Genomic DNA, 22,876 nt, shown 5'->3' with positions numbered 1-22,876 from the left:
GGCTACAACGAACTGCGCATCGAAGACAAAAAAGGCGCCGAACAAATCTTCATCCACGCCCAGCGCGACTGGGATGAAAACGTCGAGCACGACCAGAAGATTCGCGTCGGCAATGAACGTCACGACACGGTGGTGAAGAACACCTACACCGAACTCAAGGCCGAAGAACACCGCACCACGATTTCCGATCGCAAAGTGGAAGTGAAAGCCAGCGATCACCTGACCGTTAACCAGGACCAGCACATAAAACTCGGCACCGCTCAGTTGACCAGTGCAGGCAAGGAAATCCACCTCAAGGCCGGGGACAAAATGGTCATCGAGGCCGGCAGCGAACTGACCCTCCAGGCGGGTGGCAGCTTCATCAAACTCGATGGCGGCGGCATCACGGTGGTCGGGCCGGTGGTGAAGATCAACGCCGGGGGCTCGGCGGGAACAGGTTCCGGGATTGCGATCCTGATGCCGCTGCTGCCGATCCCTGCGCCGTCGGCCAAGGCCGGCAATCTCATGGCGCCCGCGCAACCGGGCGTATTGCCGACCAAGCCCGAGCCACGGGAATACTTCTTCGACATTACCCTGACCGATGTGCCCGGCGATGAAGGTTTCCCGCTGGCCCACACCCTCTGGCAGATCGTCCAGGACGGCGTGGATCAACCGTTGCTCGAAGGTCAGACCGACGAGAACGGACGCGTCAATATCGACGAACCGCAACGCCTGAAACTCTCCAAAGCTTATGCCGAAGCCGGCCCGTTGTGGCTGTGCTATCCGGGGCAACGCGTGCCCGTGGCCCTGCATGACGAACCGGCGGATGCGGACAAGGAGCGCTTCGCTCTCGCTGCCCTCGACTTTCATGACAGCACCCACCACCGCACCATCAACACCGCCAGCAACGAACGCAGCAAGCAGGACTTGCTCACCGACGGCGACTTGTACAGCCGCCTGCACAGCACGGACGAATGACCATGACGGATTCCGCTACCCCCTACAACGGCGTTCGCCACAAGGAAGTCAGCCAGATCAACACGGCCGCCGGCAAAGCGCTGCCCGCCGTCAACGCGCCGGACTTTTTCATACAGGACAAGTCCGCCTTCGCGCCGAAGCGCAGTGGCAACCAGGTACGTTTTTTCACCACTGGCGAGGATTACTACAAGGATCTGGCCAAGAAAATCGCCAAGGCCGAAACCTCGATTTTCATCACTGGCTGGCAGGTCAACTACGATGTGACCCTGGACGGCAAGCAGACCTTGTGGGAGTGCTTGTACAACGCCCTCCAGGCGCACCCGACACTGAAAGTCTTTGTCATGCCGTGGCTGAGCCCGGCGGCAAGCGTCGGCACTCATGACTTCGAAACCATGCTCGCGGTTTTCCAGCTCAACGCCGGGCTGAAAGTGCCGCGCGCCTTCTGCACCCCGGCCATCCAGCAAAGCGACATGAAGGGTCTGGGCTCGACATTTTCCCATCACCAAAAGTGCGTGGTGATCGACAACAAGATCGGCTATGTCGGCGGTATCGACCTGGCCTACGGTCGTCGAGATGACAACAACTTCAGCCTCAGCGCCGTCGACCGTCAGGGTAACGATGCGTATAACCCGGGGATTCCGCACCTGGGCTGGATGGACATGAACAAGCACGTCAGCCGAGCGGGCCTGCTGCTGGGCACGCTGTTCGACCTGTCCAAACCGCTGGCCGAAACGACCATCGGCACAGAAAACACCAACATCAAACTGGCGTTGCCCCGTCGCGCCAGCGTGATCAACGCCATCGCGGCGATTCAGAACTTCTTCGCAAGTCCCCCACTGCCCGTTCTGGACCGGGCAATGAAGGCTGGCAAAAGTCTGAAGGAGTCCGTGTCCTCCATCGATCCTTTGGCCAGGCCCAGGAAATATCTGACCGACGCGGCCATCCGCAATATCACCGCGCTGATCAAACACAACTGGACGCGCCTGCCGCTGGCCGAACCGCTCAAAAGCCAGGCTCAAGTGTGGATTCGCGAAGTCGAAACCAGCGCCGGCAATTTGCAGGCTTCCGTGCGTCTGAAGAGTTACGAGCTGATCAACAACTGGACGAACTCGACCGATCTCGGCCGCCTTGTCGCGATGTTCTGCGACAAGGGTTACGACGCGATGCCCGCAGAGAAAATGGGTTGGCTGAACAACATCGGCCAATTGACCACTTCATTGCTCGGGCACTTTTACGCGTTGCTGCAAGACCGCGTGGCCAATCACCGGGAGCCCTTCGAATATCTCAAACACCAACCGCAGCCACTGGCTTCGGCAGATTACAGCCGACTGGACAAGGACCAGCCGCGCATGCCGTGGCAGGACGTTCATGGCCGCATCGAAGGGCCGTCGGTGTACGACCTGTCGCGCAACTTCATCGACCGCTGGAACGGCCAACAGGCTTACATCGCCGAGATCAAGAGCCTGGAAAAAACCACGGTCATCGTCGCCCTGATGGAGTGGGTCAATACCCTGGTCAGGGACGCCGGTCTGCCCCACCACCTGGATCTCAACAATCAGATCAACCTGAAGCTGCCCATGCCCAAACCGGTCTGGATCGATCAGGCCCCGACCCTGCCGACGCCACCGCAGACAGCGCAAGGCGGAGTCAGCGTGCAAGTGCTGCGCAGCGCTTCAGCCGCGATGACCACTCAGGAAGCCAAGGGTCGAGACATGGCCAGGGTCAACCTGCCGCTGCCCGAGGGTTTCAACGTGGGCGGGGTCCAGGACAACTGCCTGCGCGCCATGCTGCAGACCATTTCCAGTGCCCAGCACTTCATCTACATCGAGAACCAGTTCTTCCAGACCGACTTCGGTGACGAGGGCGAGCTGGCGGAAGGCCGGCCACTGTCCGGCCCGATGGCCAGCCTGCGCGACCCGTCCACCTTGAACGAGAATTTCGTCGCCCGGATCAAACTGCGTGAAGCGATGGAAGACCAGGACTTCACCCAGATCGACTGGAAAGAAGTCAACGCCATCAGTAAGGAACCCGGCGAAGAGGCCCGCACCTTTCTCAAAAGTTTTCTGACGATCTGGCAGACCAACGCACAGGGCTGGCTGACACAGAAACTGGGGAAAGAACAGAAGCTCACCAACACCATCGGCAAGGCGCTGGCCGACCGCATCGGCCGGGCGATTGCCGAAAACCGTCCTTTTCACGTGTACCTGATTTTGCCGGTGCATCCGGAAGGTGCGCTGAACGTGCTGAACCTCATGCACCAGGTTCACCTGACCATGCAAAGTCTGGTGTTTGGCGAGCAGAGTCTGGTCAAACGCATTCAACGGCACATGGCGATGAAGGACATGATGGATCGCGGGGCGAGCAAGGAAGAGGCCGGGAAGATTATTGAGCGGGTGGATACCAACAAAAAGCCCGTCTACGCCCAACAGGACTGGTCAAAATATTTGACCCTGCTCAACCTGCGCACTTGGGATACGCTTGGCGATCGCGTGGTCACTGAACAGATCTACGTGCACAGCAAGTTGTTGATCGCGGATGATCGTGTAGCGATTCTCGGCAGCGCCAACATCAATGACCGCAGTCAATGCGGGACACGTGACTCTGAGCTGGCAGTCATTGTGCGCGATAGCGAATCGACTGACGCCAAGCTGGACGGCAAACACAACCAGAAGGTAGGGAAGACAATCAATAAATTGCGCAAGGATTTGTGGAAGAAGCACTTCGGAATGAGTCAGGCGAAGCAAAATGGCCCTGTGGCTCACTTTTCTGTTTCGGACGAAGTTCTCGATCAGCCTGCTGCTGAAAAGACCTGGAGAGCGATCCAGAATCAGGCTGCTGACAACACCAAAGCTTATGAACTTGCCTTCAGCTTTATCCCGCGAAATTTCAGTCGATTACAAGTAATCGAATCATCCACGATCCAAATGTACCAGAGCGGATTTCCAGCCCCAATCTGGCCAACCTGGACATATCGCTCAACTTTGTATCTCGATCAAGGCGGCCAGATATCGGACCCATTGCCCCATGAACAAGGTTTTTGGGAAAGCAAGACCTTGGCTGGAGTAAAAACGTATCCCGCCCCTATCGGGATTCAAGGATTCATCACGGCGTTACCTATCAACTGGACAAAAGGTGAGAATAACGATTCGGGATTGAACCTGACGATCATTGCTCACCATGACGATAAGAAGAACGATGTTCGCATCGCAAGCGCGAGCAAGACGCCCCATTCAAATGAGCACAATTCATGATACGAGTCATCATTGCCTTCACCAGCCTGCTGCTTGGCGCTCAGTCAGCTTGGGCTGAATCCAAGCTGCAAGAGTGCTTGGGACGCATGCGATTCCAGTCGCCAGAAAAGTTTGAGTGGGCAACCTTCGCGATCGAACGCAGCAACATGAAAAGTGCCGGCGGCCATGTTTTTTCGAAAAATGTTCACGCAGTGAGCGACTTCGTTAGTTACAACTACGACGATCTGACCATCAGAGTCAGCGATATTACGACCCGTGAAAATTTCGACAGGGAACGTAATGCCATCATCCATGAAACCGAACTCTATAAAAAAAACTTAGAGGAAGATCTCAAAACCAATGAGCGTCTGCTGGAAACGATCAAGCGAATGAAATACAGCGCCGACATCGTCAAAAACCACGAAAACGAAATCACCAAACTGGAAGACCAGATACGACAGACCAAAACCTATGAACACGACCTGGGCATCCCCGATTCCCACGTTCTGGGCAGCAAGGAAACGCCCTACGAATTCCTGCTCTGGCGCAACAACCGGGTGTTCTACTTCAACATGAACAAACCCGCCGAAAACTCCGCACAACGGATCAAGGACCTTGCCGCCCGCTTCGAAGCCCGCGACCTCTATGAAGTACCCGAAGGCCCCGGCGTCTGTATGCCTTACGGCTTTATCCATGACGACGGCAAAACCGGTTTCAACGTCAAGAACAGCCTGCGCTTTACCAGCACTCCGAACGTGATCATGAGTTTGATCAATGCCTCGCAAAACGATCCGACCAAACCAACCCGTGGCACCTACGACACCGACTACCGCCCCGGCTACGACGCCGAAATCTGGAAAAAGTCGAAGATCATGGAGAAGTTCTACATCGGCGATCGCATGACCACCCTCGAAGGCTGGCGTCTTGACCCTCGTCCGGAAACCACCGAACAGGATCGCGCCTGGTTCGCCATCGCCCATGTTGGCGGTCTGGCGAGCCCGCTGATCGCAGCGCAGATGTTCACTTTCCAGAAAGGCACCGACGGCCTGAAAGATCTGGTGCCACCGCCCGAGGCGGTCGTACCGCGCTTTTTGAAGTTGACGCAAAGTATCCGTGAGCAGTGAGAGTCGGGTCGTGAACATGAAGCCACATCGAAGTAAGCACAGTTCATGAACCGAATCTTCTTTTCCTTCGCAGTTCTGCTGCTGGGCAGTCAGTCAGCACTTGCGGAACCTGCCTTGCACGAATGTCTGGGACGTACCAGATTCGAGTCACCGGAAGCATTCGAGTGGGCAACGTTTGCTATCGAACGTAGCAACATGAAAGGTGCAGGAGGACACGTATTTTCCAAGAATGTGCATGCGGTGGGCGACTACGTTAGTTATGACTTTGACGAACTCACCATCAGAGTCAGCGATGCCACGACACGTGAAAATTTTGAAAGACAACGCAACGCCATCGTTCACGAAACCGAACTCTACAAAAAGCGCCTCGAGGACAAGCTTGAAACCAACAAGGACCTTTTGGTATCGATCAAGGAGATGAACTATTCCCGTGACCAAGTGAAAAAGCAGGAGGAACAAATCAAAAAACTGGAAGAGCAAATACCCAAAGTAAAAAAATACGAACACGATCTAGGTATCCCCGACTCCTACGTCATGGGCGGCGAAAATATCCCCTACGAATTCCTGCTCTGGCGCAACAACCGGGTGTTCTACTTCAACATGAACAAACCCGCCGAAAACTCCGCACAACGGATCAAGGACCTTGCTGCGCGCTTCGAAGCCCGCGACCTCTATCAAGTGCCCGAAGGCCCCGGGGTCTGTATGCCATACGGTTTTATCCATGACGACGGCAAAACCGGTTTCAACGTCAAGAACAGCCTGCGCTTCACCAGCACGCCCAACGTCATCATGAGCCTGATCAACGCCTCACTCGGCAACCACGCCAAACCCACCGACGGCACCTACGATACCGACTACCGCCCCGGCTACGACGCCGAAATCTGGAAAAAGTCGAAGATCATGGAGAAGTTCTACATCGGCGATCGCATGACCACCCTAGAAGGCTGGCGTCTTGACCCTCGTCCGGAAACCACCGAACAGGATCGCGCCTGGTCCGCCATCGCCCATGTCGGCGGTCTCGCGAGCCCGCTGATCGCAGCGCAGATGTTCACTTTCCAGAAAGGCACCGACGGCCTGAAAGATCTGGTGCCACCGCCCGAGGCGGTCGTTCCGCGCTTTTTGAAGTTGACGCAAAGCATCCGTGAGCAGTGAAACGCTGTCACCGATCAGCCGAATCGGGAACTCAAGGTCGCGGCCCATGGACTGATGTGCAACGATGTTGCCCTGCATCACGCCATTGACCGCAAGACCAAGGACGTTTCATGACTGCCATCAACACCCCGCCACCCCTCGCACCCGGACGTCTGCAACAGATGTCCACGCGCATCGCTTTCTTCATTGCCGGGCTCGGCATCGCCGCGTGGGCGCCGTTGGTGCCGTACGCCAAGGCGCGGGCCGGGCTCGATGAAGGCACGTTGGGGTTGCTGTTGCTGTGCCTGGGCGTCGGTTCGATTCTGGCGATGCCGCTGGCGGGGATTCTGGCCACGCGATTTGGCTGCAGAAAAGTGGCTACCGGCGGCACGCTGCTGATCTGCGCGGCGTTGCCGTTGCTGGCGACGGTGTCGTCGATTCCGGCGTTGATCGCCACGTTGTTCATGTTCGGCGCCGGACTGGGCACGGTGGACTCGACGGTGAACCTGCAAGCGGTAATCGTCGAGCGGGCCAGCGGCAAGAACATGATGTCGGGGTTCCACGGCCTGTTCAGCCTCGGCGGGATCGTCGGCGCGGCGGGTGTGAGCGCCCTGCTCGGTCTCGGGTTGTCGCCACTGGCGGCGATGCTGGTGGTGGTCGTGGTGCTGATCGCGGCGCTGTTCAAGGCGGTGCCGCACATGTTGCCTTACGGCAGTGAAAGCTCGGGCCCGGCGTTCGCAGTGCCCCACGGAATCGTGCTGTTCATCGGCGGCATGTGCTTCATCGTGTTCCTTACCGAAGGCGCGGCGCTGGACTGGAGCGCGGTGTTCCTGGCGCAGGAACGCGGGATCGACACCGCCTATGCCGGGCTGGGTTACGCAGCGTTCGCGTTGACCATGACGGCCGGCCGTTTGACCGGTGACCGGATCGTCCGCGCACTGGGCGCAACCCGGATCATTCTGTTTGGCGGACTACTGGCAGCGGCGGGATTGTTTCTGGCGACGTTCGCCCCGAGCTGGCAAGCCGCGCTGCTGGGCTATGCGCTGGTCGGTGCCGGCTGTTCGAATATCGTGCCGGTGCTGTACACGGCGGTGGGCAAACAGACGGTGATGCCGGAAAGCATCGCCGTGCCGGCAATTACCACGCTGGGTTATGCAGGGATTCTGGCAGGGCCGGCGGTGATCGGCTTTGTCGCCCATGCCAGCAGTTTGAGTTTCGCCTTCGGGCTGATGGCGACGTTGCTGGTGGCGGTGGCGATTGGCGGGAAAGCGCTGAAGGTCTGAGCTGGATCGTTCCCACGTCGAGACGCGGGAACGATCAGTGCAGATCAGAAACCGACGCTGGCCTGCACGAAGAACGTCCGCGGCGTGCCCACGTAGATCCCCGAGTTGTTGTCGCTGGAGCGGGTGAAGTACTGCTTGTCGAAGATGTTTTTCACCCCGGCGCCGAGCTTCAGGTTCGACAGCTGTGCACCGAAGTCATAGCCGCCGCGCACGTTCCAGGTCACGTAGCCCGGAATGTCGCCGTACTGCCCGTCCGCCGTGCCTTCGGTGATGTAGTTGCCATTGAAGCTGCCGTCAGCATTCACGCCGGTGCCCGGCGAGCGCTGTTTGGACTGGGCGAAACCGTCGATGTTGTAGGTCCAGCGGTTGATGTCGTAACGCAGGCCGACGGTGGCCACCTGACGCGAGTAGAACGGCAGGTCGCGGCCCTTGAAGCCCGGGATCTCGCCTTCATAGGTCGCGCGTGTGTAAGTGAAACCGGCGTTGGCGGTCAGGCCGTCGAGGCGTGGATCGAGCGCCGCCATGTCGTAATGCACCGACGCTTCGATCCCCTGGTGCTTGGTCGCGCCGAGGTTGGTCCAGCCCACGTCGTTGCTGATGTATTGCAGTTCATCATCGAAGTCGATGTAGAACAGCGTCACTTCACCGCCCCACACGTCATCGTTATAGCGCGTGCCGATTTCGTAAGTCTTGGCTTTCTCCGGTTCCAGGCCATTGGCGGTCTGGTCACCCGAGCCGCCCTGGCCGAGCTGGAAGTACTGCAGGCTGCCGAACGACGTCTCGTAGTTGGCGAACAGCTTCCACGCATCGGACAGGTGATACATCACGCTCAGGGCCGGCAACGGCTCGTTGCTTTCGATGCTGCGGTTTTTCTCGGGGACGGGTTTGCCGGCGGTGTCGAGCACAGCGCGATCATGCCAGTCGGTGCTGATGTGTTCGAAGCGAATGCCCGGGGTCACGGTCCAGTTGCCGACGTCGATCTTGTTGTCGATGTAGACCGAGTTGGCCTCGGTGCCGCCGGTACGGTCCTGGAACACATGACCGTCGGAGGTCTTGGTGACCACCGGCTCGTTGTTGACCAGCGCCAGGCGGCTCGACTGCTCGTGCATCGCCTCTTTCAAATAACGGTAACCGACGCTGACTTCCTGGGTGGTCGGGCCGACGTCAAACACACGCGAAACACGCGGCTCGATACCCAACGTGTAGTAGGAGCGCGGGAACGAGCTGAGGGTTTTCTGATCGCGGGCGGCGATGGTGCTGCCGCGAAAGCTGTCGGAATAGTAGGTCAGCACTTCTGCCTGGGTGCGCTCGTCGATCTGCCGGATCCACTTGAACGACACGTCCTTGCGGCGGCCGCTGAAGCCGTCGTAGTCGCGGTCGGACTGGAACGGTTTGTCGTCGTACTGCTTTTGCGTCAGGCCGCCGGGCATGTCGGCGCTGGCGTCGTAGTAGTGGAAGTTGAGGCTGAAATCGTCCTGATCGGTCGGTGCCCAGTGGGTCTTGAGGATCACGTCGTCGATGTCGTTGCCGTTGTTGCGCTCGCGGTAACCGTTGCCGTTGACGCCCGAGTACAACAGCGCCATGCCGATGCCGTTGTCGGCAGTGCCGCCGAGGAACGCGGTGTCGATGTGTTTCCAGCCACCGTGCTGCGAGGTTTCCAGGGTGGTGCCGATTTCACCGGTGGTTTTTTCCGGGATCGCGCGGGTCACGAAGTTGATCACGCCGCCGACGTTTTGCGGCCCGTAACGCACGGAGCCGGCACCACGGACCACGTCGATGCTGTCGAGGTTGCCGGAAGAAATCGGCGCCATCGACAGTTGAGGCTGACCATACGGGGCGAACGCGGCCGGCACGCCATCAATCAATACGGTCGAGCGTGGCGACAGGCGCGACGTCAAACCCCGTACGCCGACGTTCAGCGAAATATCGCTGCCGCCGGTGCCGTTGGCTTCCTGCACCTGCACGCCCGGCACGCGGCGAAGCACGTCGCCGACGTTCATCGCGCCCTGCTCGACCATCGCTTCGCGACGGATCACCGTGCGCGCGCCGGGGTGGTTCTGCACCACGGCAGCGTCGGCGTCGCCGAGCCAGTCTCCGACCACTTTGATGTCGGTCACGCCCAGTTCCAGCGGGCCGTTGGCGGCGGAAGTCGGGGCTGGGGACAAGGTCACCGAACCTTCATTGATCTGATAATCCAGACCGCTGCCTTGCAGCAATTGGCGCAGGGCCTGCTCCGGAGAAAGATTGCCATCCACGGCCGGCGCTTGTTTGCCGGCGACCAGGTCCGGGCTGAAAAACACCTGCAACGAGGTTTGCTGGCCCAGTTCACTCAGGGCCTGACCCAACGGCTGTGCGCGGATGTGAATGGCTTCGGCGGCGAGGGCCATCGGTACGGGGGCGTTGACCGCCAGTGCGAGCGCCAGCGGTAACCAAGGGGATTTTTTGTTTTTGGCGGTGGAGGTTTTCACGTCGAACGGAGTCCTGTGGATCGCAAGAGTGTGCGGCTGTTAATGCAAACCAGTTGCAGTTGAACAGGAAGACGACGAACTCGAAAAAAACCTGAATTTTATTTTGAAATTATTTCCTGGCTGCCGTCGGCAAGAGTGCGCACGGCCACTGGAAGGATGCTCGGCAAGGCCCTGAGCAAGGCATCGGTATTGTCGGATTTGAACACGCTGGTCAGGCGCAAATTGGCCACGGCGGGGTTAGAGACCTTCAGCGGCTTGTCGCGATAACGCGACACTTCCTCGGCGACTTCGCTGAGGCTGGCGTTGTTGAACACCAGTTTGCCGCTGCGCCAGGCTGTCAGCTCCGCCGGGTTGACCGCGTAGGCCGGCGTTACTTTGCCCTGTGCATCGATCCGCGTGCCGAGGCCGGCAGTGAGGCTGATGAAATCGGCATCGGCCGCACCACGACCCTGCACCCTGACCGTGCCCTGCTCCACCGCGACCCGGGTCTGCGTCACATCGCGGCGCACATCGAAACGAGTGCCAGTCACCGTGACCTTGCCGCTGCCGGCCTCGACCACGAACGGGCGAGAAGTATCGTGCTCGACGCTGAACATCGCCTCGCCTTCGGTCAATTCGATGAGCCGCCGATCCTTCTCGAAACGCACCTGCAGACGGCTGCGGCTGTTGAGGTCGATCACCGAACCGTCCGGCAGCGCGACATGCTTGCGCTCGCCCAGCACGGTGGCGAATTCAGCGCTGTAACCCGCCGGATGATTCAAGCCACTGAACAGACCGAGCCCGAGCGCCACCGCGACCACGCTGGCCGCCACGGCATAACGCAACAACGGACGGCGTTCGCGCCGCGCCGGCGGGGTTTCGCACAAAGCTTTGAGGCGTGGCGCCGGCAGCAGATCCGCCGCCGTCCACAAGCCCTGGAGCAACTGGAATTCGTCACGGTGCTGGGGATGTTCGTTCAGCCACGCGTCGAAGCGCTGCTGTTCGTCGGCACTGACGGCCGGCTCCTGCAAACGCACAAACCAGCGTGCCGCGTCATCGCGCACCGTTGTTTGCCCGCACGCGCAATCACGAGTATCCATCATGGAATGTCCTGTTTGGCTGGGGATGAAAAGACGCCGCGGCTCATGATTGCGCCCCGTCCAGGCGATCACGCAGATGCCGCAGGGTGCGGATCATATACTTTTCCACCATGTTCTTGGACAGGCCCAGGCGCTCGGCGATTTCCGCCTGGGTCAGGCCTTCGATCTTCTGCCAGACGAAAATCCGTCGGCAGTTGACCGGAAGCTCCGTGAGCGCACGTTCGATGGAATCGGCCAGCTGGATCGCATGCATGTAATGCTCCGGATCGCCGCTCGGCGACTCACTGAGATCGATCGCCTCCGACTCCATGGCGCCCCGCCGGTCCTCACGCCGATAGCCGTCCACCGCGATGTTGCGCGCGGTCTGGTGCAAATACGCCCGGGGTTGCTGCACCGCCGACGAATCGGATTCGAGCACCCGCACAAAGGTGTCGTGCGCCAGATCCTCGGCCTGCGAGCGATTGCGCAGGCGACGGGTCCAGGTGCCGATCAACTCTTCGTAATGCTCGAGAAAGCCGGGTCTGCGGGGCAGCATGGGGATCATTGCGGCGTGCTGAGGAAAGGGGCGTGAATAGTAATGCTTCCTATTAAGCCGAAGCAATGGATTCCTCGGGAATGCCGACGAGGCTGTTTTCCCCTATCTCTTCGGCGCTCTAATTCGCGGCAATCTCTGCCTTGCGTGGGCAGAACCATCCATGCATCAAACCCGCTTGAAAGAACTGGACCGGCGCCTCGAACCCGGCCGACTCGATCAGACTGGCGACCTGCGGCACCGGCAGAATCGCCACATCCCGGGCATACGCCGTGCGCGCTCGTTCGAGCATTTGCGGCGGCACCTGGGCCGAAGCCATCAGCGTCATCCAGTGACGCAGCAATGCTTCATAGGCCGGGGATTGAGTATCCGAGGCCAGATCAGCATTCGCCAGAATCCCACCCGGTACCAGACGACGGGCAATCTCACGGAAAAAGTCGATACGCACCTGAGGGTCGAGCAAAAACTGCGACACCAGAAAACAGGTCGCGCCGTCGTAACCGGATTCATCCGTCAGCGTATCGAGGTAGCCTTCGTGAAAATGGCAGCGGGAGAGAAAACCGCCCTCTGTCGCTCGCTGACGGCACACGTCGAGCATGGCGCCCGAAGGGTCGACTGCGGTGAATTGCCAGCCGGGAAACTGCTGCGACAGATGGGCCATTTCCACACCGGTGCCCACGCCGACGCAGAGTATCCGGGCATTCTCCGGCAGGCCCGCGAACACTGAATCCAGCAGCAGATACAGGGCATCACGAATGGGCGCCATCCCGCTCCACTGTTTGTCATAGATCGCGGATTGCTGGTCGAACAAGGCCTTGAGTGCTTGATTGTCCATGGAAAACCTTCCTCTGCATCATGATCGCGGTGAAGTTTCATTATCGCAGGGCTGTCAAGACCTCCCCGATACAGCCTGAGATTGATCATTCCACCCATCAACTGGTCGCAATCCATCAACCCCACCCTCGCGCCGCACCCTAGATTAGATCCCACAACAACACGCCGTGGAGATCGCCTCATGCACAGTTTCCAGACCCGCAAGCAGCACAGTCCGGTCGACGCCTGGGATCAGCAGGATCCGGAGCAGGCCTTCACCCTGCCCTCGCGTTATTTCTACGACGACAGCCTGTTCCGTGCCGAGCGCGACAACATTTTCATGAGGGCCTGGCATGTCGCCGGGCATGTCAGTGAGTTCGCCGAGCCGGGGCAGTTCGTCGTCACGGATCTGTTCGACCAGAGCGTGGTGGTGGCGAAGAATCGGCAGGGGCAGATCCATGGTTTTCACAACGTCTGCCAGCATCGCGGCAATCGCCTGCTCGAAGAACGCCGTGGCACTACCGGCGGCGTGGTGCGCTGCGCCTATCACTCGTGGTGCTATGAAATGGACGGCAGCCTGCGCGGTGCGCCGCGTTGCGAGCGGATGAAGAATTTCGAGCTGGCGCAGTTCAACATTCCACAGGTGCGCACGGAAGAACTCGGCGGCTTCGTCTACTTCAACCTCGATCCGAATGCGCCGTCGCTGCGGGATCTGTTCCCCGGTGCCGACGAAGAAATGCGCCGGGTGTTTCCAGACCTGGCCGACATGCATCTGATCGAGGAACAAGACGTGATCGTGCCGGCCAACTGGAAAGTGATCATGGACAATTCCATCGAGGGCTATCACTTCAAGCTGTCCGGCCCGTGCCACATCGACCTCGCCCGGCTGATCGATTTCAAGGGTTACCAGTTGATCAAACGCGACAACTGGTGGACCTACGCCGCACCGGCCAATCTGTCGGCGACCGAGGCCTATGGCGTGCCGCTGAAAAGCGAACTGAACCCGCAGGAATGCTTTTTCAACATCGGCCTGTGGCCGAACAACACCTTCTACACCTTCCCGTTCTCCGAGTTTCTCGGCTCGTTCATCATGATTCCGCTGCACGCCGAGCGCTCGCTGCTGCGCTTCGGTTACTACTCCTGCAACCCCGAGACGGCCGCCGTCAGCACGGCGTGCATGAAGTGGATGAACGAAGACCTCGGCCCCGAAGACATCGCCCTGAACATCTCGGTGCAAAAAGGCCTGCGCTCGCTCGGTTATGACCAGGGCCGTTACATGATCGACGCCCAGCGCAGCAATGAAAGCGAGCATCTGGTGCATCACTTTCATCGTCTGGTGTTCAACGGTATTCACGGCCATTGCGTGGACTGATCCGCCCTTCCCTCGTCATTTGTCTGAACGGAGCAAACCATGGACGAAACCGGGTTTGATTACCTGATCGTGGGCGCCGGTTCGGCCGGTTGCGTGTTGGCCAATCGCTTGAGCGAAGACCCGAACGTGCGCATCCTGCTGCTGGAGGCCGGGCCCGAGGACAAGAGCTGGACGATCGACATGCCGTCCGCCGTGGGCCTTGTGGTGGGTGGGTCGCGCTATAACTGGAGTTATCAGTCGGAGCCCGAGCCGTACCTCGACGGCCGCCGAATCGGCACGCCGAGAGGCCGCACCCTCGGCGGTTCATCGTCGATCAACGGCATGGTCTACATCCGTGGCCATGCCCGGGATTACGACGGCTGGGCCGAGCAAGGCTGCGTTGGCTGGAGCTATCGCGAGGTACTGCCGTACTTCAAGCGAGCGCAGACTCACGCCGGCGGTGGCGATGACTATCGCGGCGGCGACGGCCATTTGCACGTCACTCCCGGCGATGTAGAAACACCATTGTGCGCGGCGTTCATCGCGGCCGGGGCCGAGGCCGGTTATGGCGTCAGCGAGGACTTGAACGGCTATCGTCAGGAAGCCTTCGGCCCGGTGGATCGCACTACACGCAACGGTCGGCGCTGGAGCGCTTCGCGCGGTTATCTGAGCGAAGCACTGGCTCGGGGCAATGTGCGCGTGGTCACCGATGCGTTGGTGCTACGCATTCTGTTCGAGGGCCGGCGAGCGGTCGGGATTGATTATGAACAGAACGGCGAAACGAACACCGTCCGCGCTCGCCGGGAAGTGTTGCTGACGGCCGGGGCGATCAATTCGCCGCAGTTGCTGTTGCTCTCGGGCGTCGGCCCGGCGGCGGAACTGCGTGACCTCGGGATCGGCGTCGTGCACGACCTGCCCGGCGTCGGTAAACGCCTCAACGATCACCCGGACGCGGTGGTGCAATTTCGCTGCAAACAACCGGTGTCGCTGTATCGCTGGACCACCGCGCCGGGTAAATGGTGGATTGGCGCGCGCTGGTTCGTCCGTCACGACGGCCTGGCGGCGAGCAATCACTTCGAGGCCGGTGCGTTCCTGCGTTCCCGAGCCAGCGTCGAACACCCGGACCTGCAACTGACCTTCATGCCGCTGGCGGTGCAACCGGGCAGCGTCGAGCTGGTGCCGACCCACGCGTTCCAGATCCACATCGACCTGATGCGCCCCACCAGCCTGGGCAGCGTGACCCTGCACAGCGCCGAACCGCGGCGGCCGCCGAGGATTCTGTTCAACTATTTGAAGACCGCGCAGGACCGTGCCGACATGCGCGCCGGCGCACGGCTGGTGCGGGAAATCATCGAGCAACCGGCAATGGCCCCTTTCAAGGGCGAAGAGCTGGTGCCGGGCCGTTCGGTGCAGACCGACGCCGAACTCGATGCCTGGGCGCGGCAGGTCACGGAAACCGGCTACCATGCCAGCGGCACCTGCAAGATGGGGCCGGCGGGCGACCCTGAAGCGGTGGTCGATCCGCAACTGCGAGTGCATGGCCTCGACGGCTTGCGGGTGGTGGACGCGTCGATCATGCCGGCGATCGTCAGCGGCAACACTAACGCACCGACGGTGATGATCGCGGAAAAGGCCAGCGACCTGATCCGTAACCTCACGCCGTTGCCAGCCCTCGATGTACCGGTGTGGATCAACCCGCACTGGCAGACCGAACAACGATGAAGCAGAGATGGCGATGACCCGATCCGCTGAAGCTGTACCGCGCAATGAAGCACCGCTGCGAGTGGCGGTGCTGTTGCTGCCGGCGTTTTCCAATTTCGGTCTGGCGGCAGTGCTCGAACCGCTGGCCATCGCCAACTGGTTGAGCCAGCGCACGCTGTTCGAGTGGACGTTGCTGTCGTTGCAGCCGGGCCCGGTGACGGCCAGCAACGGTCAGGCGAGCATCGCCGAAGCTGGCTTGAACAACGAGCAGGCCTTCGACGCCTGCGTGGTACTGGCCAGTTTCGAGGTGCATCAACACAGCCGCAATCCGGCGCTCAAGAGTTGGCTGCGCAAGCAGGCGCTGTTCGGCGCGGTCTTGATCGGCGTGGAAACCGGCACCGAACTGCTGGCCGCCGCTGGTGTGCTCGACGGCTACGAAGCGGCGGTGCATTGGGACAACCTGCAGGGTTTTCAGGAGAGTTACCCCAAGGTCCGCGCCCGACCGCAGCTCTACACCCTCGAACGCCAGCGCCTGACCTGCGCCGGCGCGACTACCATTCTCGACATGCTGCTGGGCTGGATCGGCCAGCGCATCGATCCTGATCTGGCCCGGGAAATCGGCCTGCACCTGCTGATGGGCCAGATGCGCGCCCCGGCGGACAATCAGCTCGACGGCGGTCTGGGCAACAGCGGGATGTACGGCAACAAGATCCGCCGTGCCGTGCAACTGATGGAAAAGGCTCTGGAAGAACCGCTGGACTGCGAAGCAATTGCCAGCGAAGTCGGCCTGTCACGTCGTCAACTCGAGCGCCAGTTCAAACATCAGACCGGGCTCTCGCCGCTCAAGTACTACATCACCCTGCGCCTGGCCCGGGCGCACAACCTGTTGCAACAGACGCAGATGAGCGTGGCCCAGGTGGCGGCGTGTTCCGGGTTTGGCTCACTGGAGCATTTCTCCCGCACCTACCGCGCACGCTTTGGTTGCCCGCCGAGTGAGGATCGGCGCCAGGCGTGGAGTGCGCCGGTGATGCGCCAACCGTTGAGCAAGGCACCTTGAAACGAAGAGCGGCCATTCACCCGTGACGTTGCGCAAGCCTTGCTGGCAAAAAAATGCCTGCAACAGGCAGGCATTGTTGAAACTCGGACGTTCAGTTGTGCGTTCGGACCTCGTCGCACGATTGACCACTTGAATTCACTAACCGGACCACTACCGATGCAGTGTTCTCCACTACGCCATTGATCAGGTAGTTATAACGAACCGAGCCATTTCCAATGAGTTTGATTTTGTTCCATTCCTTAAAGCAATCAACGGAGCCATTCTCGATGTCAGCCCGTGTTACATTTCGGCTCAATGATGTCGAAGCGCCCTGGATGGGTACCTCACCTTCGGAATCACTGCATCCCTGAAATTCGCCGGTGAACTCGTCACCCACTTTCGCCTCATTTGACAACGCCCCCACTTTTACCGAAATGCCGTTAATTTGAGGTTTTGAGCTGCAGTTAATTACACCGTTAAACAAGTCTTGAAAATGAATATCAGCCATTTCTGTTGCTCCATGAATTGATTGGTTTGATGCTCGCACAGGTTAAATTGAAACCACGCGCCTCAAGCCAATCGTCGTCCCTTATCAGCTTTTTGCACACTGTCAGAACTGACAGTCATTCAATACCCATTCGCTATAACAATTTGTTCTTTCCAGCCAAACTCAATTTCACTGTGGCACGAATCCGCGCGGGTTCTGGATCAGCCATCCGAGAACCCATTGCTAATTCAGCTGGCGGTAGACCGGTTCCTCTTCGTCGAGGATGCCCATCAATGCATTGAAATGCTTATCCGCAAACCCCGGATAATCCAGCCATTGCCGACACGTCTTGCGCGCCACTTCATCGCTGGCCACGCGCAATTCCCGCCCGGTCGCCAGTGCGGTGATATACACCTCGCACGCCCGCTCGAAGTAATACAGATCATCAAACGCCTGAGCCACGCTCGGCGCCGCGACCAGCAATCCATGATTGCCCATCAGCAGGATCGGCTTGTCACCGAGCAGCCTGCTCACCCGCTCCGCCTCTTCCCCAAGACCCATGCCATCGAATCCTTCGTCAATCGCCACCCGCTCGAAAAACCGCATGCTGTTCTGCTCGATCGGTGGCAGGCGCGAGTCCTTCAGGCATGCTAGCGTCGTCGCGTATCTGCTGTGGGTATGGAGGATGCAACGAGCCTGCGGCTGGTTGCGGTGCAAGGCGCTGTGCAAGGCCCACGCGGTTTTGTCCGGGGAGTCCGGGCAGTCGAGACTGGACGGATCGTCGGCATTGAGCAACAGCAGATCACTAGCACGGATCCGCGAGAAGTGTTTGCCGTAGGGGTTGATCAGAAACTCGCGACCGTCCTGCGAAGTGGCCACGCTGAAGTGATTGGCGATGGATTCGTGCAGGTTCAAACGCGCGGCCCAGCGCAGGGCGCAGGCCAGCTGGATTCTCAGGTGTTCGACGTTGTCGTGCATGGCGCGGCCTCCCGGTTTCACCCGAGTGTAGAGCGCATGCTTTCATCGACTTGACGGGAAACGACAGTGGCTGCCGTTTTGAGCCGGGTGTCCATCAGAAACGGGAGCGAGCACGCTCGCTCCCGCCGGTTTCACTGACGGTAAATCAGCCTTTTTCGTCGATCCCGGCTTGCAGGGGCTGACTGTCCAGATGACCGCTCAGGGTCACCGGGCCGGCTTTCAGGTTGCCGTTTTCAACGGACACCTTCGGTGCATTTTCTTCAGTTTTGTGCGGCAGATCCAGGCCGGCTTTTACGCCGTAGTCGAGGTTACTCAGGTCGGTGCTGCTGACCTTCGAACCACCCAGATCGACCTTGCCTTCGGTGGCGGAAATCCGCGCACCGGTCAGTTGGGTAGCGCCGCCGACGGTGAGGTTCACACCCTGACTAGCGCTGATACCGGAGGCCTGTTTCACGCTGTCCTTGTGCGCGTATTCGCCGTCGACTTTCAGCGTTGGCTTGTAGTCGGTGCCAGCGAGTTTTCCCTTGTCGTCGGCCTGGGTCTTCTTGGCGGTCAGGCCCAGATCCACGTCGACCTTGGCGTGAGTGCTGGAGTCCTGACGGCTTTCGACCGACAGATCACCCGCCACTTTGCCACTGACATTGCGCGCATCAATCCGCGCGCCGCTCAGGCTCGCATCACCGCCACTGTTCAACACCACCGTGTCAGCCTTGATCTGGCTGTTCTGCTGGGTGGTGCCTTGCAGGTAGTCCACGCCGACCTTGGCCCCGGCACTGAAGCCGTGATCGCTGCTGACTTTTTCATCGGCGGTGGTCGGTGTGCTTTTGCTCAGATTGCCGCCGGCATTCAGTGCCACATTCCAGTTGTTGCGGTTGTCGGTGGATTGCGCGGATTCCTGAACGAAACCGCCCTTCTGCGCATCGATGCTGACGTTCGGCGCGCCGGCCTGACTGCCTTGCAGGTGCACCGAATTGCCGCTCAGGGCGATGCCGTTCTGGCTGTTAAGCTGGCCACCGCTGAGGTTCTGGGTGTTCTCGTTGACCCGACCGATGTTGAAGTTGCCGCTGAGGTTGCCGCCCTGATCGCGGCTCTTCTCGCTGCTGGTCTTGCTGCCGCCCGCCTTCAGGCCGCCGCCGAAATTGCTGCCGGTGGCGACGTGCGAATCGGTGGCCGCTTGCAGGTCGAGTTTGCCGTCGGCTTTCAGGTCGATAGCACCAACGCTGTCGATCTTCGTGCCCTGCTGCACCTGATTGCCGCCGCTGCTCAATTGCACCGGGCCGTTGCCATTGATACTGGCTACGTGGGCCTGGCTGTCGGCGGTCTGGTTGTCTTTGTGATCGAGCTGGAACCCGGCGCCGAGATCGACATTGGTGCCGTCGGTGCCCGGCAAAGTGCCGACGGTCAGCGAACCGTTGCCACGCAGGCTGGAGCTGTCGCTGCTCTGACGGTCGTTGGCCTGATTGAGGGCCAGATCACCGCCGGTCTTGACGCTGACACCGCCCTGGCCGCCATCGAAACGGCTGCCTTCGAACTGAGCATCGCCGCCGACATTGACGTTCACACCCTGATTGCCAGCGTAACCGCCAACCACCGCTGTGGAGCTGTTTTTGCTCGACTGGCTGCTACCACCCGCGCCGCCGCCGGCCACGTTCACGTCTTCACCGGTCTTGGTGTAGACGCGCACATCGACCTTGGCATCCACCGTTTTTTCGGTGCTGCTGTGGGTGTTGTTCGCGGCATCGGCCACCAGTTTGTCGGCGCCGATGTTCACTTTGCCGGCGCTGGCGTTGTACTGGGTGCCCTGGTCGTGCAGCGTGCCGCCGACCTTCACGTCCACGGTCTGGCCGTCGAACCGGCTGACCACGGCGTTGCTGCCCTGCTCGGTTTTATCGGCGCTGGCATGACCGATTGCCACGTCGATCCCGACGTTCGGCTGGCCGAGATTGGCCAGTGCGTCCTTGTCCGGCACCTTGCCGTCGAGTACTTCTTTCACCGCACCGGCAATCGGCCGGGCAATGTCTTTGTACTCGACGTTGGCGCCTATGTCCGCCGACCAGTTGCTCTCCTTGTGAGTGCTGCTTTCGGTGTTGCTGGCGGCACGGTTGTCCACTTGGTTAGCGGCGACGTTCAGGCCGTTGCCGGCCTTCAGTTGCGCGCCCTCGGTGGCGAGTTTGTCAGCGTTGATGTTCAGGCTGCCGCTGCTCTGCACGCCGGTGGTTTGCGCGGTCGTTTTGCCGGTGGAGTCTTGCGAGGTGCTGTGCGAGAAGTCCACGCCGCTACCGGCGCGGTCGAGCCCGCCGGTGTAGTAGAACCCGCCGCCGGTGCTGCGGGTTTCGGTCGAGGTGCTGTGGCTGCCCTGCTCAGCCAGCAGCGAGACGTTCTTGCCGCTCAGTGTCGTGTCGCCGGCGGTAGATTTCACCTCGGCGCCCTTGAGCGTCACATCGCCGCCCGCCTTCACTTGCACAGTGCCGCCGCTGAGGCTGGAACCCTGCTGCGTGACGTCGTTGGCGGTGACGGTTTGCGCCTTGTCTTCGTAATGCACGCCGGCGCGATACTGCTCCGCCGATTGCTCCTTGGCGTAAGCGTCGAAACCACGAGTCTGCGTGCTGTTGCTGCTGTCGTGGGTGTTCTGCGTCGAATGCACATTCACATCACCCGCCGCATCCGCCGTCAGCGAACCGCCGGCCTTGACCGTAGAACCAGCGAGTTCGATGTCCTTGGCGCTCTTGAGCTTGAGGTTGCTGTCGGAAGCCAGCTCGCTGCGCACCGTGGTGCTGTCCTTGCTGTTCTGCCGGGACTCGTCCTTGGTGATGCCGAAGAACTTGCTGTCCTTGTCGTGGTTGTTGCTGTGCGAAGTGTCCTGCACGCCGTCGATGGTCAGCGAACCGTTGTCGCTGATCACGCTCGCGTCCTTGGCGCCGCGCACCTGGCTGCCGCTGATGCGTACGTCGTCAGCCTTGACCACCAGTTTGCCGGCCGCGTTGACCTTGCTGCCCTGATGCTGGGTCTGGCCCTTGTCGGCGTCGCCGGTCTTGCCGAAGAAACCGCCGCCGACCAGGTCACCGGAATAGCGGTTGTCGCTGCTGCGGTTGGTGCGGGTCGCGGCGGTGATTTCCACCTGTTTGCCGGCCAGTTGCAGATCGCCGGCGCTGTTCAATTCAGCGCCTTCGGAGCGCAACAGTGCGGCGGTTTGCAGGGCAATGTTGCCGGCCTTCAGCTGGCTGGTGATGCTGCGCTGCTCTTCGCTGCTGCTGTCCCAATCGGCTTTCCACAGGTGTTTGCGGTGCTTGCCCTGATCGGTCTGGGTGTGGCTTTCAGTGGCGGCGGTCAGGCGCAGATCGCCGCCGCTTTGCACGCTGAGGTTGTTCTTCGCGTCGACCTTGGCGGCTTTCAGTTCGGTGTCTTTACCGGACGACAGTTGCGCGTCGCGGCTGGCGACGATCTGGCTGCCGTGCTGGCGCGAATCGCTGTCGGTCTTGGTGCGCTCGTAAGTTTCCCAAGTGATGCCGATGGTGCTGTTGTTCCAGTTTTCGCGCTGCTCCTGGAGCTTGCGGCTTTCGACGGTGGTCAGGGTCAGATTGCGCTTGGCATCGACCTTCACGTCGCGACCGCTGACGTCGGCGGCGGCCAGCGTCAGGTCCTTGCCGCTGTGCAGGCCGACGTCGCCCTGGCTGCTGCGAATGCCGGCGCGGGTCACGTCGAGGCTGTCCGGGATCGCCTGACCGCTGACGCTCAAGTCGCCCGCCGAACGAATCTGCACGCCGTCACGCCCGGCGACTTGCACAGCCCCGACCTTCACGCCCGCGCCTTCAACGGTGCTGACGATGTTGATGCGCCCGGCCTGCATCGCGCCGAACAGGCTGGCGTCGATCCGTTGATCGGTGGTGTTGCCCGCCGGGTCCACGGCTTTCACCTGGCCGCTGGCGTAGTCGATCTGATTGCGCCCGACGGTGAGGTTCAGTTGATCGCGAGCGCTGATTGCGCCCTGGCTGTCGATGCGCGGCGCGATCAGGTTGATCGAGCCTTCACCGTTACGCAGCCCGCCGCCCTGGATCTGCAACTGACCGGTGGCGTCGCGGGTGCTCAGGGCTTGCAGCTTGCCGTCGTTCAGCTCGGGCCGGCCGACCACCAGATTGGCGTTCGGCGTGTTGATGAAGCTGCCGCCGTTCACCGAAATGCCGTTCGGGTTGGCGAGTACGTAGTCGGCAGCGCGACCGAAGATTTCCTGGGCGCCGTTGATGGCCGACGGGTTGCGGCTGATCACTTCGTTGAGGATCACGCTCGCGGCCTGGCCCTGCAATTGCGGGTTGGCCGCCAGTTGCCCGGCGAGCTGCGATTGCCCGGCCTGCAAGGCGTTGTTCAACACCAGGCCCTGTCGGTCGACGTTGTAGTCGAGGAATTGGTTATGCGAAAGCCCCGAGCCGTTGGGCGCGACGATGTTGACGATCGGGACGCCGCCCTGGGTCTGCAGTTGCGCGGTGCCGCCGGGGCCGGGCGCGACCACCACGCCGCCGGCCATGGCGCCCGGCAGGTGAGCGACCAGGAACAGGCTGGCGATGGCCCAACGCAGTTTGCCCCGTGGGGAAAGATGAAACGCAAAGGTATTCATTGGCATAAAAAACTCTCCATGTAGTGCGGCATCACGTTGCGCGTTGAGTTGAAGGCCACGGCTGTCGCGCTCAGGTCCGATGGCTGTTGTTCACTGA

Annotated in this window: 15 protein-coding genes and 1 pseudogene; 8 read left to right on the top strand and 8 right to left on the bottom strand. The window is 60.5% G+C overall.

The window, feature by feature from the left end:
* A pseudogene (locus tag C1X29_RS29745) lies at positions 1 to 957 on the top strand (type VI secretion system tip protein VgrG); the annotation flags it as partial.
* Between the two features lie 2 nt (positions 958 to 959).
* Positions 960 to 4,208, top strand: coding sequence for a phospholipase D-like domain-containing protein (locus C1X29_RS25845; RefSeq protein ID WP_305888212.1), 3,249 nt, complete (start codon positions 960 to 962; stop codon positions 4,206 to 4,208).
* A gap of 44 nt (positions 4,209 to 4,252) precedes the next feature.
* Here the strand turns inward: C1X29_RS25845 and C1X29_RS29500 are convergent, their stop codons facing one another.
* Positions 4,253 to 4,501 (bottom strand): hypothetical protein, encoded by a 249-nt coding sequence (locus C1X29_RS29500; protein ID WP_166673450.1) that lies wholly within the window; start codon positions 4,499 to 4,501, stop codon positions 4,253 to 4,255.
* A 75-nt stretch (positions 4,502 to 4,576) separates the two neighbouring features.
* Here C1X29_RS29500 and C1X29_RS29495 point away from each other — a divergent pair, with 75 nt between their 5' ends.
* The 3 genes from C1X29_RS29495 (at position 4,577) to C1X29_RS25830 (ending at position 7,725) form a co-directional block, all read left to right on the top strand.
* A complete protein-coding gene (locus tag C1X29_RS29495) occupies positions 4,577 to 5,311 on the top strand; it encodes a T6SS immunity protein Tli4 family protein (RefSeq protein ID WP_256584397.1) in 735 nt (244 codons plus the stop codon).
* Positions 5,312 to 5,356: 45 nt separating this feature from the next.
* The gene (locus tag C1X29_RS29740) at positions 5,357 to 6,463 is read left to right on the top strand and encodes a hypothetical protein (RefSeq protein WP_085748550.1); all 1,107 of its coding nucleotides are present in this window, start codon (positions 5,357 to 5,359) and stop codon (positions 6,461 to 6,463) included.
* A gap of 110 nt (positions 6,464 to 6,573) precedes the next feature.
* Positions 6,574 to 7,725 carry an MFS transporter gene (locus tag C1X29_RS25830; protein WP_085613177.1) on the top strand — a complete coding sequence of 384 codons (1,152 nt, stop codon included), beginning with the start codon at positions 6,574 to 6,576 and terminating at the stop codon, positions 7,723 to 7,725.
* A 44-nt stretch (positions 7,726 to 7,769) separates the two neighbouring features.
* Here C1X29_RS25830 and C1X29_RS25825 read toward each other — a convergent pair whose 3' ends face one another.
* The 4 genes from C1X29_RS25825 to C1X29_RS25810 form a co-directional block, all read right to left on the bottom strand.
* Positions 7,770 to 10,193: a TonB-dependent receptor gene (locus C1X29_RS25825; protein WP_102718694.1), complete on the bottom strand. Its 2,424-nt coding sequence runs from the start codon at positions 10,191 to 10,193 to the stop codon at positions 7,770 to 7,772.
* Positions 10,194 to 10,291: 98 nt separating this feature from the next.
* Entirely contained in the window at positions 10,292 to 11,275 is a 984-nt protein-coding gene (locus C1X29_RS25820; protein ID WP_102718693.1) for a FecR family protein, read from the bottom strand.
* A 40-nt stretch (positions 11,276 to 11,315) separates the two neighbouring features.
* A complete protein-coding gene (locus C1X29_RS25815) occupies positions 11,316 to 11,816 on the bottom strand; it encodes a sigma-70 family RNA polymerase sigma factor (RefSeq protein WP_102718692.1) in 501 nt (166 codons plus the stop codon).
* A gap of 109 nt (positions 11,817 to 11,925) precedes the next feature.
* Complete coding sequence (locus C1X29_RS25810; protein ID WP_102718691.1) at positions 11,926 to 12,639, bottom strand: class I SAM-dependent methyltransferase; 714 nt, start codon at positions 12,637 to 12,639, stop codon at positions 11,926 to 11,928.
* A 180-nt stretch (positions 12,640 to 12,819) separates the two neighbouring features.
* Between C1X29_RS25810 and C1X29_RS25805 the strand changes: the two genes are divergently transcribed.
* The 3 genes from C1X29_RS25805 to C1X29_RS25795 are packed head-to-tail and all read left to right on the top strand — an operon-like array spanning position 12,820 to position 16,726.
* Positions 12,820 to 13,989: an aromatic ring-hydroxylating dioxygenase subunit alpha gene (locus tag C1X29_RS25805; protein WP_102718690.1), complete on the top strand. Its 1,170-nt coding sequence runs from the start codon at positions 12,820 to 12,822 to the stop codon at positions 13,987 to 13,989.
* 39 nt (positions 13,990 to 14,028) lie between these two features.
* Positions 14,029 to 15,690, top strand: a complete 1,662-nt coding sequence (locus C1X29_RS25800; protein WP_102718689.1) for a choline dehydrogenase — start codon at positions 14,029 to 14,031, stop codon at positions 15,688 to 15,690.
* Between the two features lie 13 nt (positions 15,691 to 15,703).
* Entirely contained in the window at positions 15,704 to 16,726 is a 1,023-nt protein-coding gene (locus tag C1X29_RS25795) for a GlxA family transcriptional regulator (protein ID WP_102718698.1), read from the top strand.
* 91 nt (positions 16,727 to 16,817) lie between these two features.
* Here C1X29_RS25795 and C1X29_RS25790 read toward each other — a convergent pair whose 3' ends face one another.
* The 3 genes from C1X29_RS25790 to C1X29_RS25780 all read right to left on the bottom strand — a co-directional run bounded on the left by C1X29_RS25790 (position 16,818) and on the right by C1X29_RS25780 (position 22,785).
* Positions 16,818 to 17,213 (bottom strand): hypothetical protein, encoded by a 396-nt coding sequence (locus C1X29_RS25790; protein WP_102688583.1) that lies wholly within the window; start codon positions 17,211 to 17,213, stop codon positions 16,818 to 16,820.
* A 222-nt stretch (positions 17,214 to 17,435) separates the two neighbouring features.
* Complete coding sequence (locus C1X29_RS25785) at positions 17,436 to 18,170, bottom strand: class II aldolase and adducin N-terminal domain-containing protein (RefSeq protein WP_102718688.1); 735 nt, start codon at positions 18,168 to 18,170, stop codon at positions 17,436 to 17,438.
* A gap of 145 nt (positions 18,171 to 18,315) precedes the next feature.
* Positions 18,316 to 22,785, bottom strand: coding sequence for a hemagglutinin repeat-containing protein (locus C1X29_RS25780; RefSeq protein ID WP_102718687.1), 4,470 nt, complete (start codon positions 22,783 to 22,785; stop codon positions 18,316 to 18,318).
* Between the last annotated feature and the right edge of the window lie 91 nt (positions 22,786 to 22,876).

Origin of the sequence: Pseudomonas sp. GW456-12-10-14-LB2, from assembly GCF_002884345.1 — a bacterium.
GTDB classification, from domain to species: Bacteria; Pseudomonadota; Gammaproteobacteria; order Pseudomonadales; family Pseudomonadaceae; genus Aquipseudomonas; species Aquipseudomonas paraglycinae.
This window is presented reverse-complemented; position numbering and strand designations above follow the sequence as displayed.

Excerpts from the sequence above, each read along its gene's own strand:
- C1X29_RS25845 (WP_305888212.1), top strand. The coding sequence starts at position 960 with ATGACGGATTCCGCTACCCCCTACAACGGCGTTCGCCACAAGGAAGTC.
- C1X29_RS29500 (WP_166673450.1), bottom strand. The coding sequence starts at position 4,501 with ATGGATGATGGCATTACGTTCCCTGTCGAAATTTTCACGGGTCGTAAT.
- C1X29_RS29495 (WP_256584397.1), top strand. The coding sequence starts at position 4,577 with ATGAAATACAGCGCCGACATCGTCAAAAACCACGAAAACGAAATCACC.
- C1X29_RS29740 (WP_085748550.1), top strand. The coding sequence starts at position 5,357 with ATGAACCGAATCTTCTTTTCCTTCGCAGTTCTGCTGCTGGGCAGTCAG.
- C1X29_RS25830 (WP_085613177.1), top strand. The coding sequence starts at position 6,574 with ATGACTGCCATCAACACCCCGCCACCCCTCGCACCCGGACGTCTGCAA.
- C1X29_RS25820 (WP_102718693.1), bottom strand. The coding sequence starts at position 11,275 with ATGATGGATACTCGTGATTGCGCGTGCGGGCAAACAACGGTGCGCGAT.
- C1X29_RS25815 (WP_102718692.1), bottom strand. The coding sequence starts at position 11,816 with ATGATCCCCATGCTGCCCCGCAGACCCGGCTTTCTCGAGCATTACGAA.
- C1X29_RS25810 (WP_102718691.1), bottom strand. The coding sequence starts at position 12,639 with ATGGACAATCAAGCACTCAAGGCCTTGTTCGACCAGCAATCCGCGATC.
- C1X29_RS25805 (WP_102718690.1), top strand. The coding sequence starts at position 12,820 with ATGCACAGTTTCCAGACCCGCAAGCAGCACAGTCCGGTCGACGCCTGG.
- C1X29_RS25800 (WP_102718689.1), top strand. The coding sequence starts at position 14,029 with ATGGACGAAACCGGGTTTGATTACCTGATCGTGGGCGCCGGTTCGGCC.
- C1X29_RS25795 (WP_102718698.1), top strand. The coding sequence starts at position 15,704 with ATGACCCGATCCGCTGAAGCTGTACCGCGCAATGAAGCACCGCTGCGA.
- C1X29_RS25790 (WP_102688583.1), bottom strand. The coding sequence starts at position 17,213 with ATGGCTGATATTCATTTTCAAGACTTGTTTAACGGTGTAATTAACTGC.
- C1X29_RS25785 (WP_102718688.1), bottom strand. The coding sequence starts at position 18,170 with ATGCACGACAACGTCGAACACCTGAGAATCCAGCTGGCCTGCGCCCTG.
- C1X29_RS25780 (WP_102718687.1), bottom strand. The coding sequence starts at position 22,785 with ATGCCAATGAATACCTTTGCGTTTCATCTTTCCCCACGGGGCAAACTG.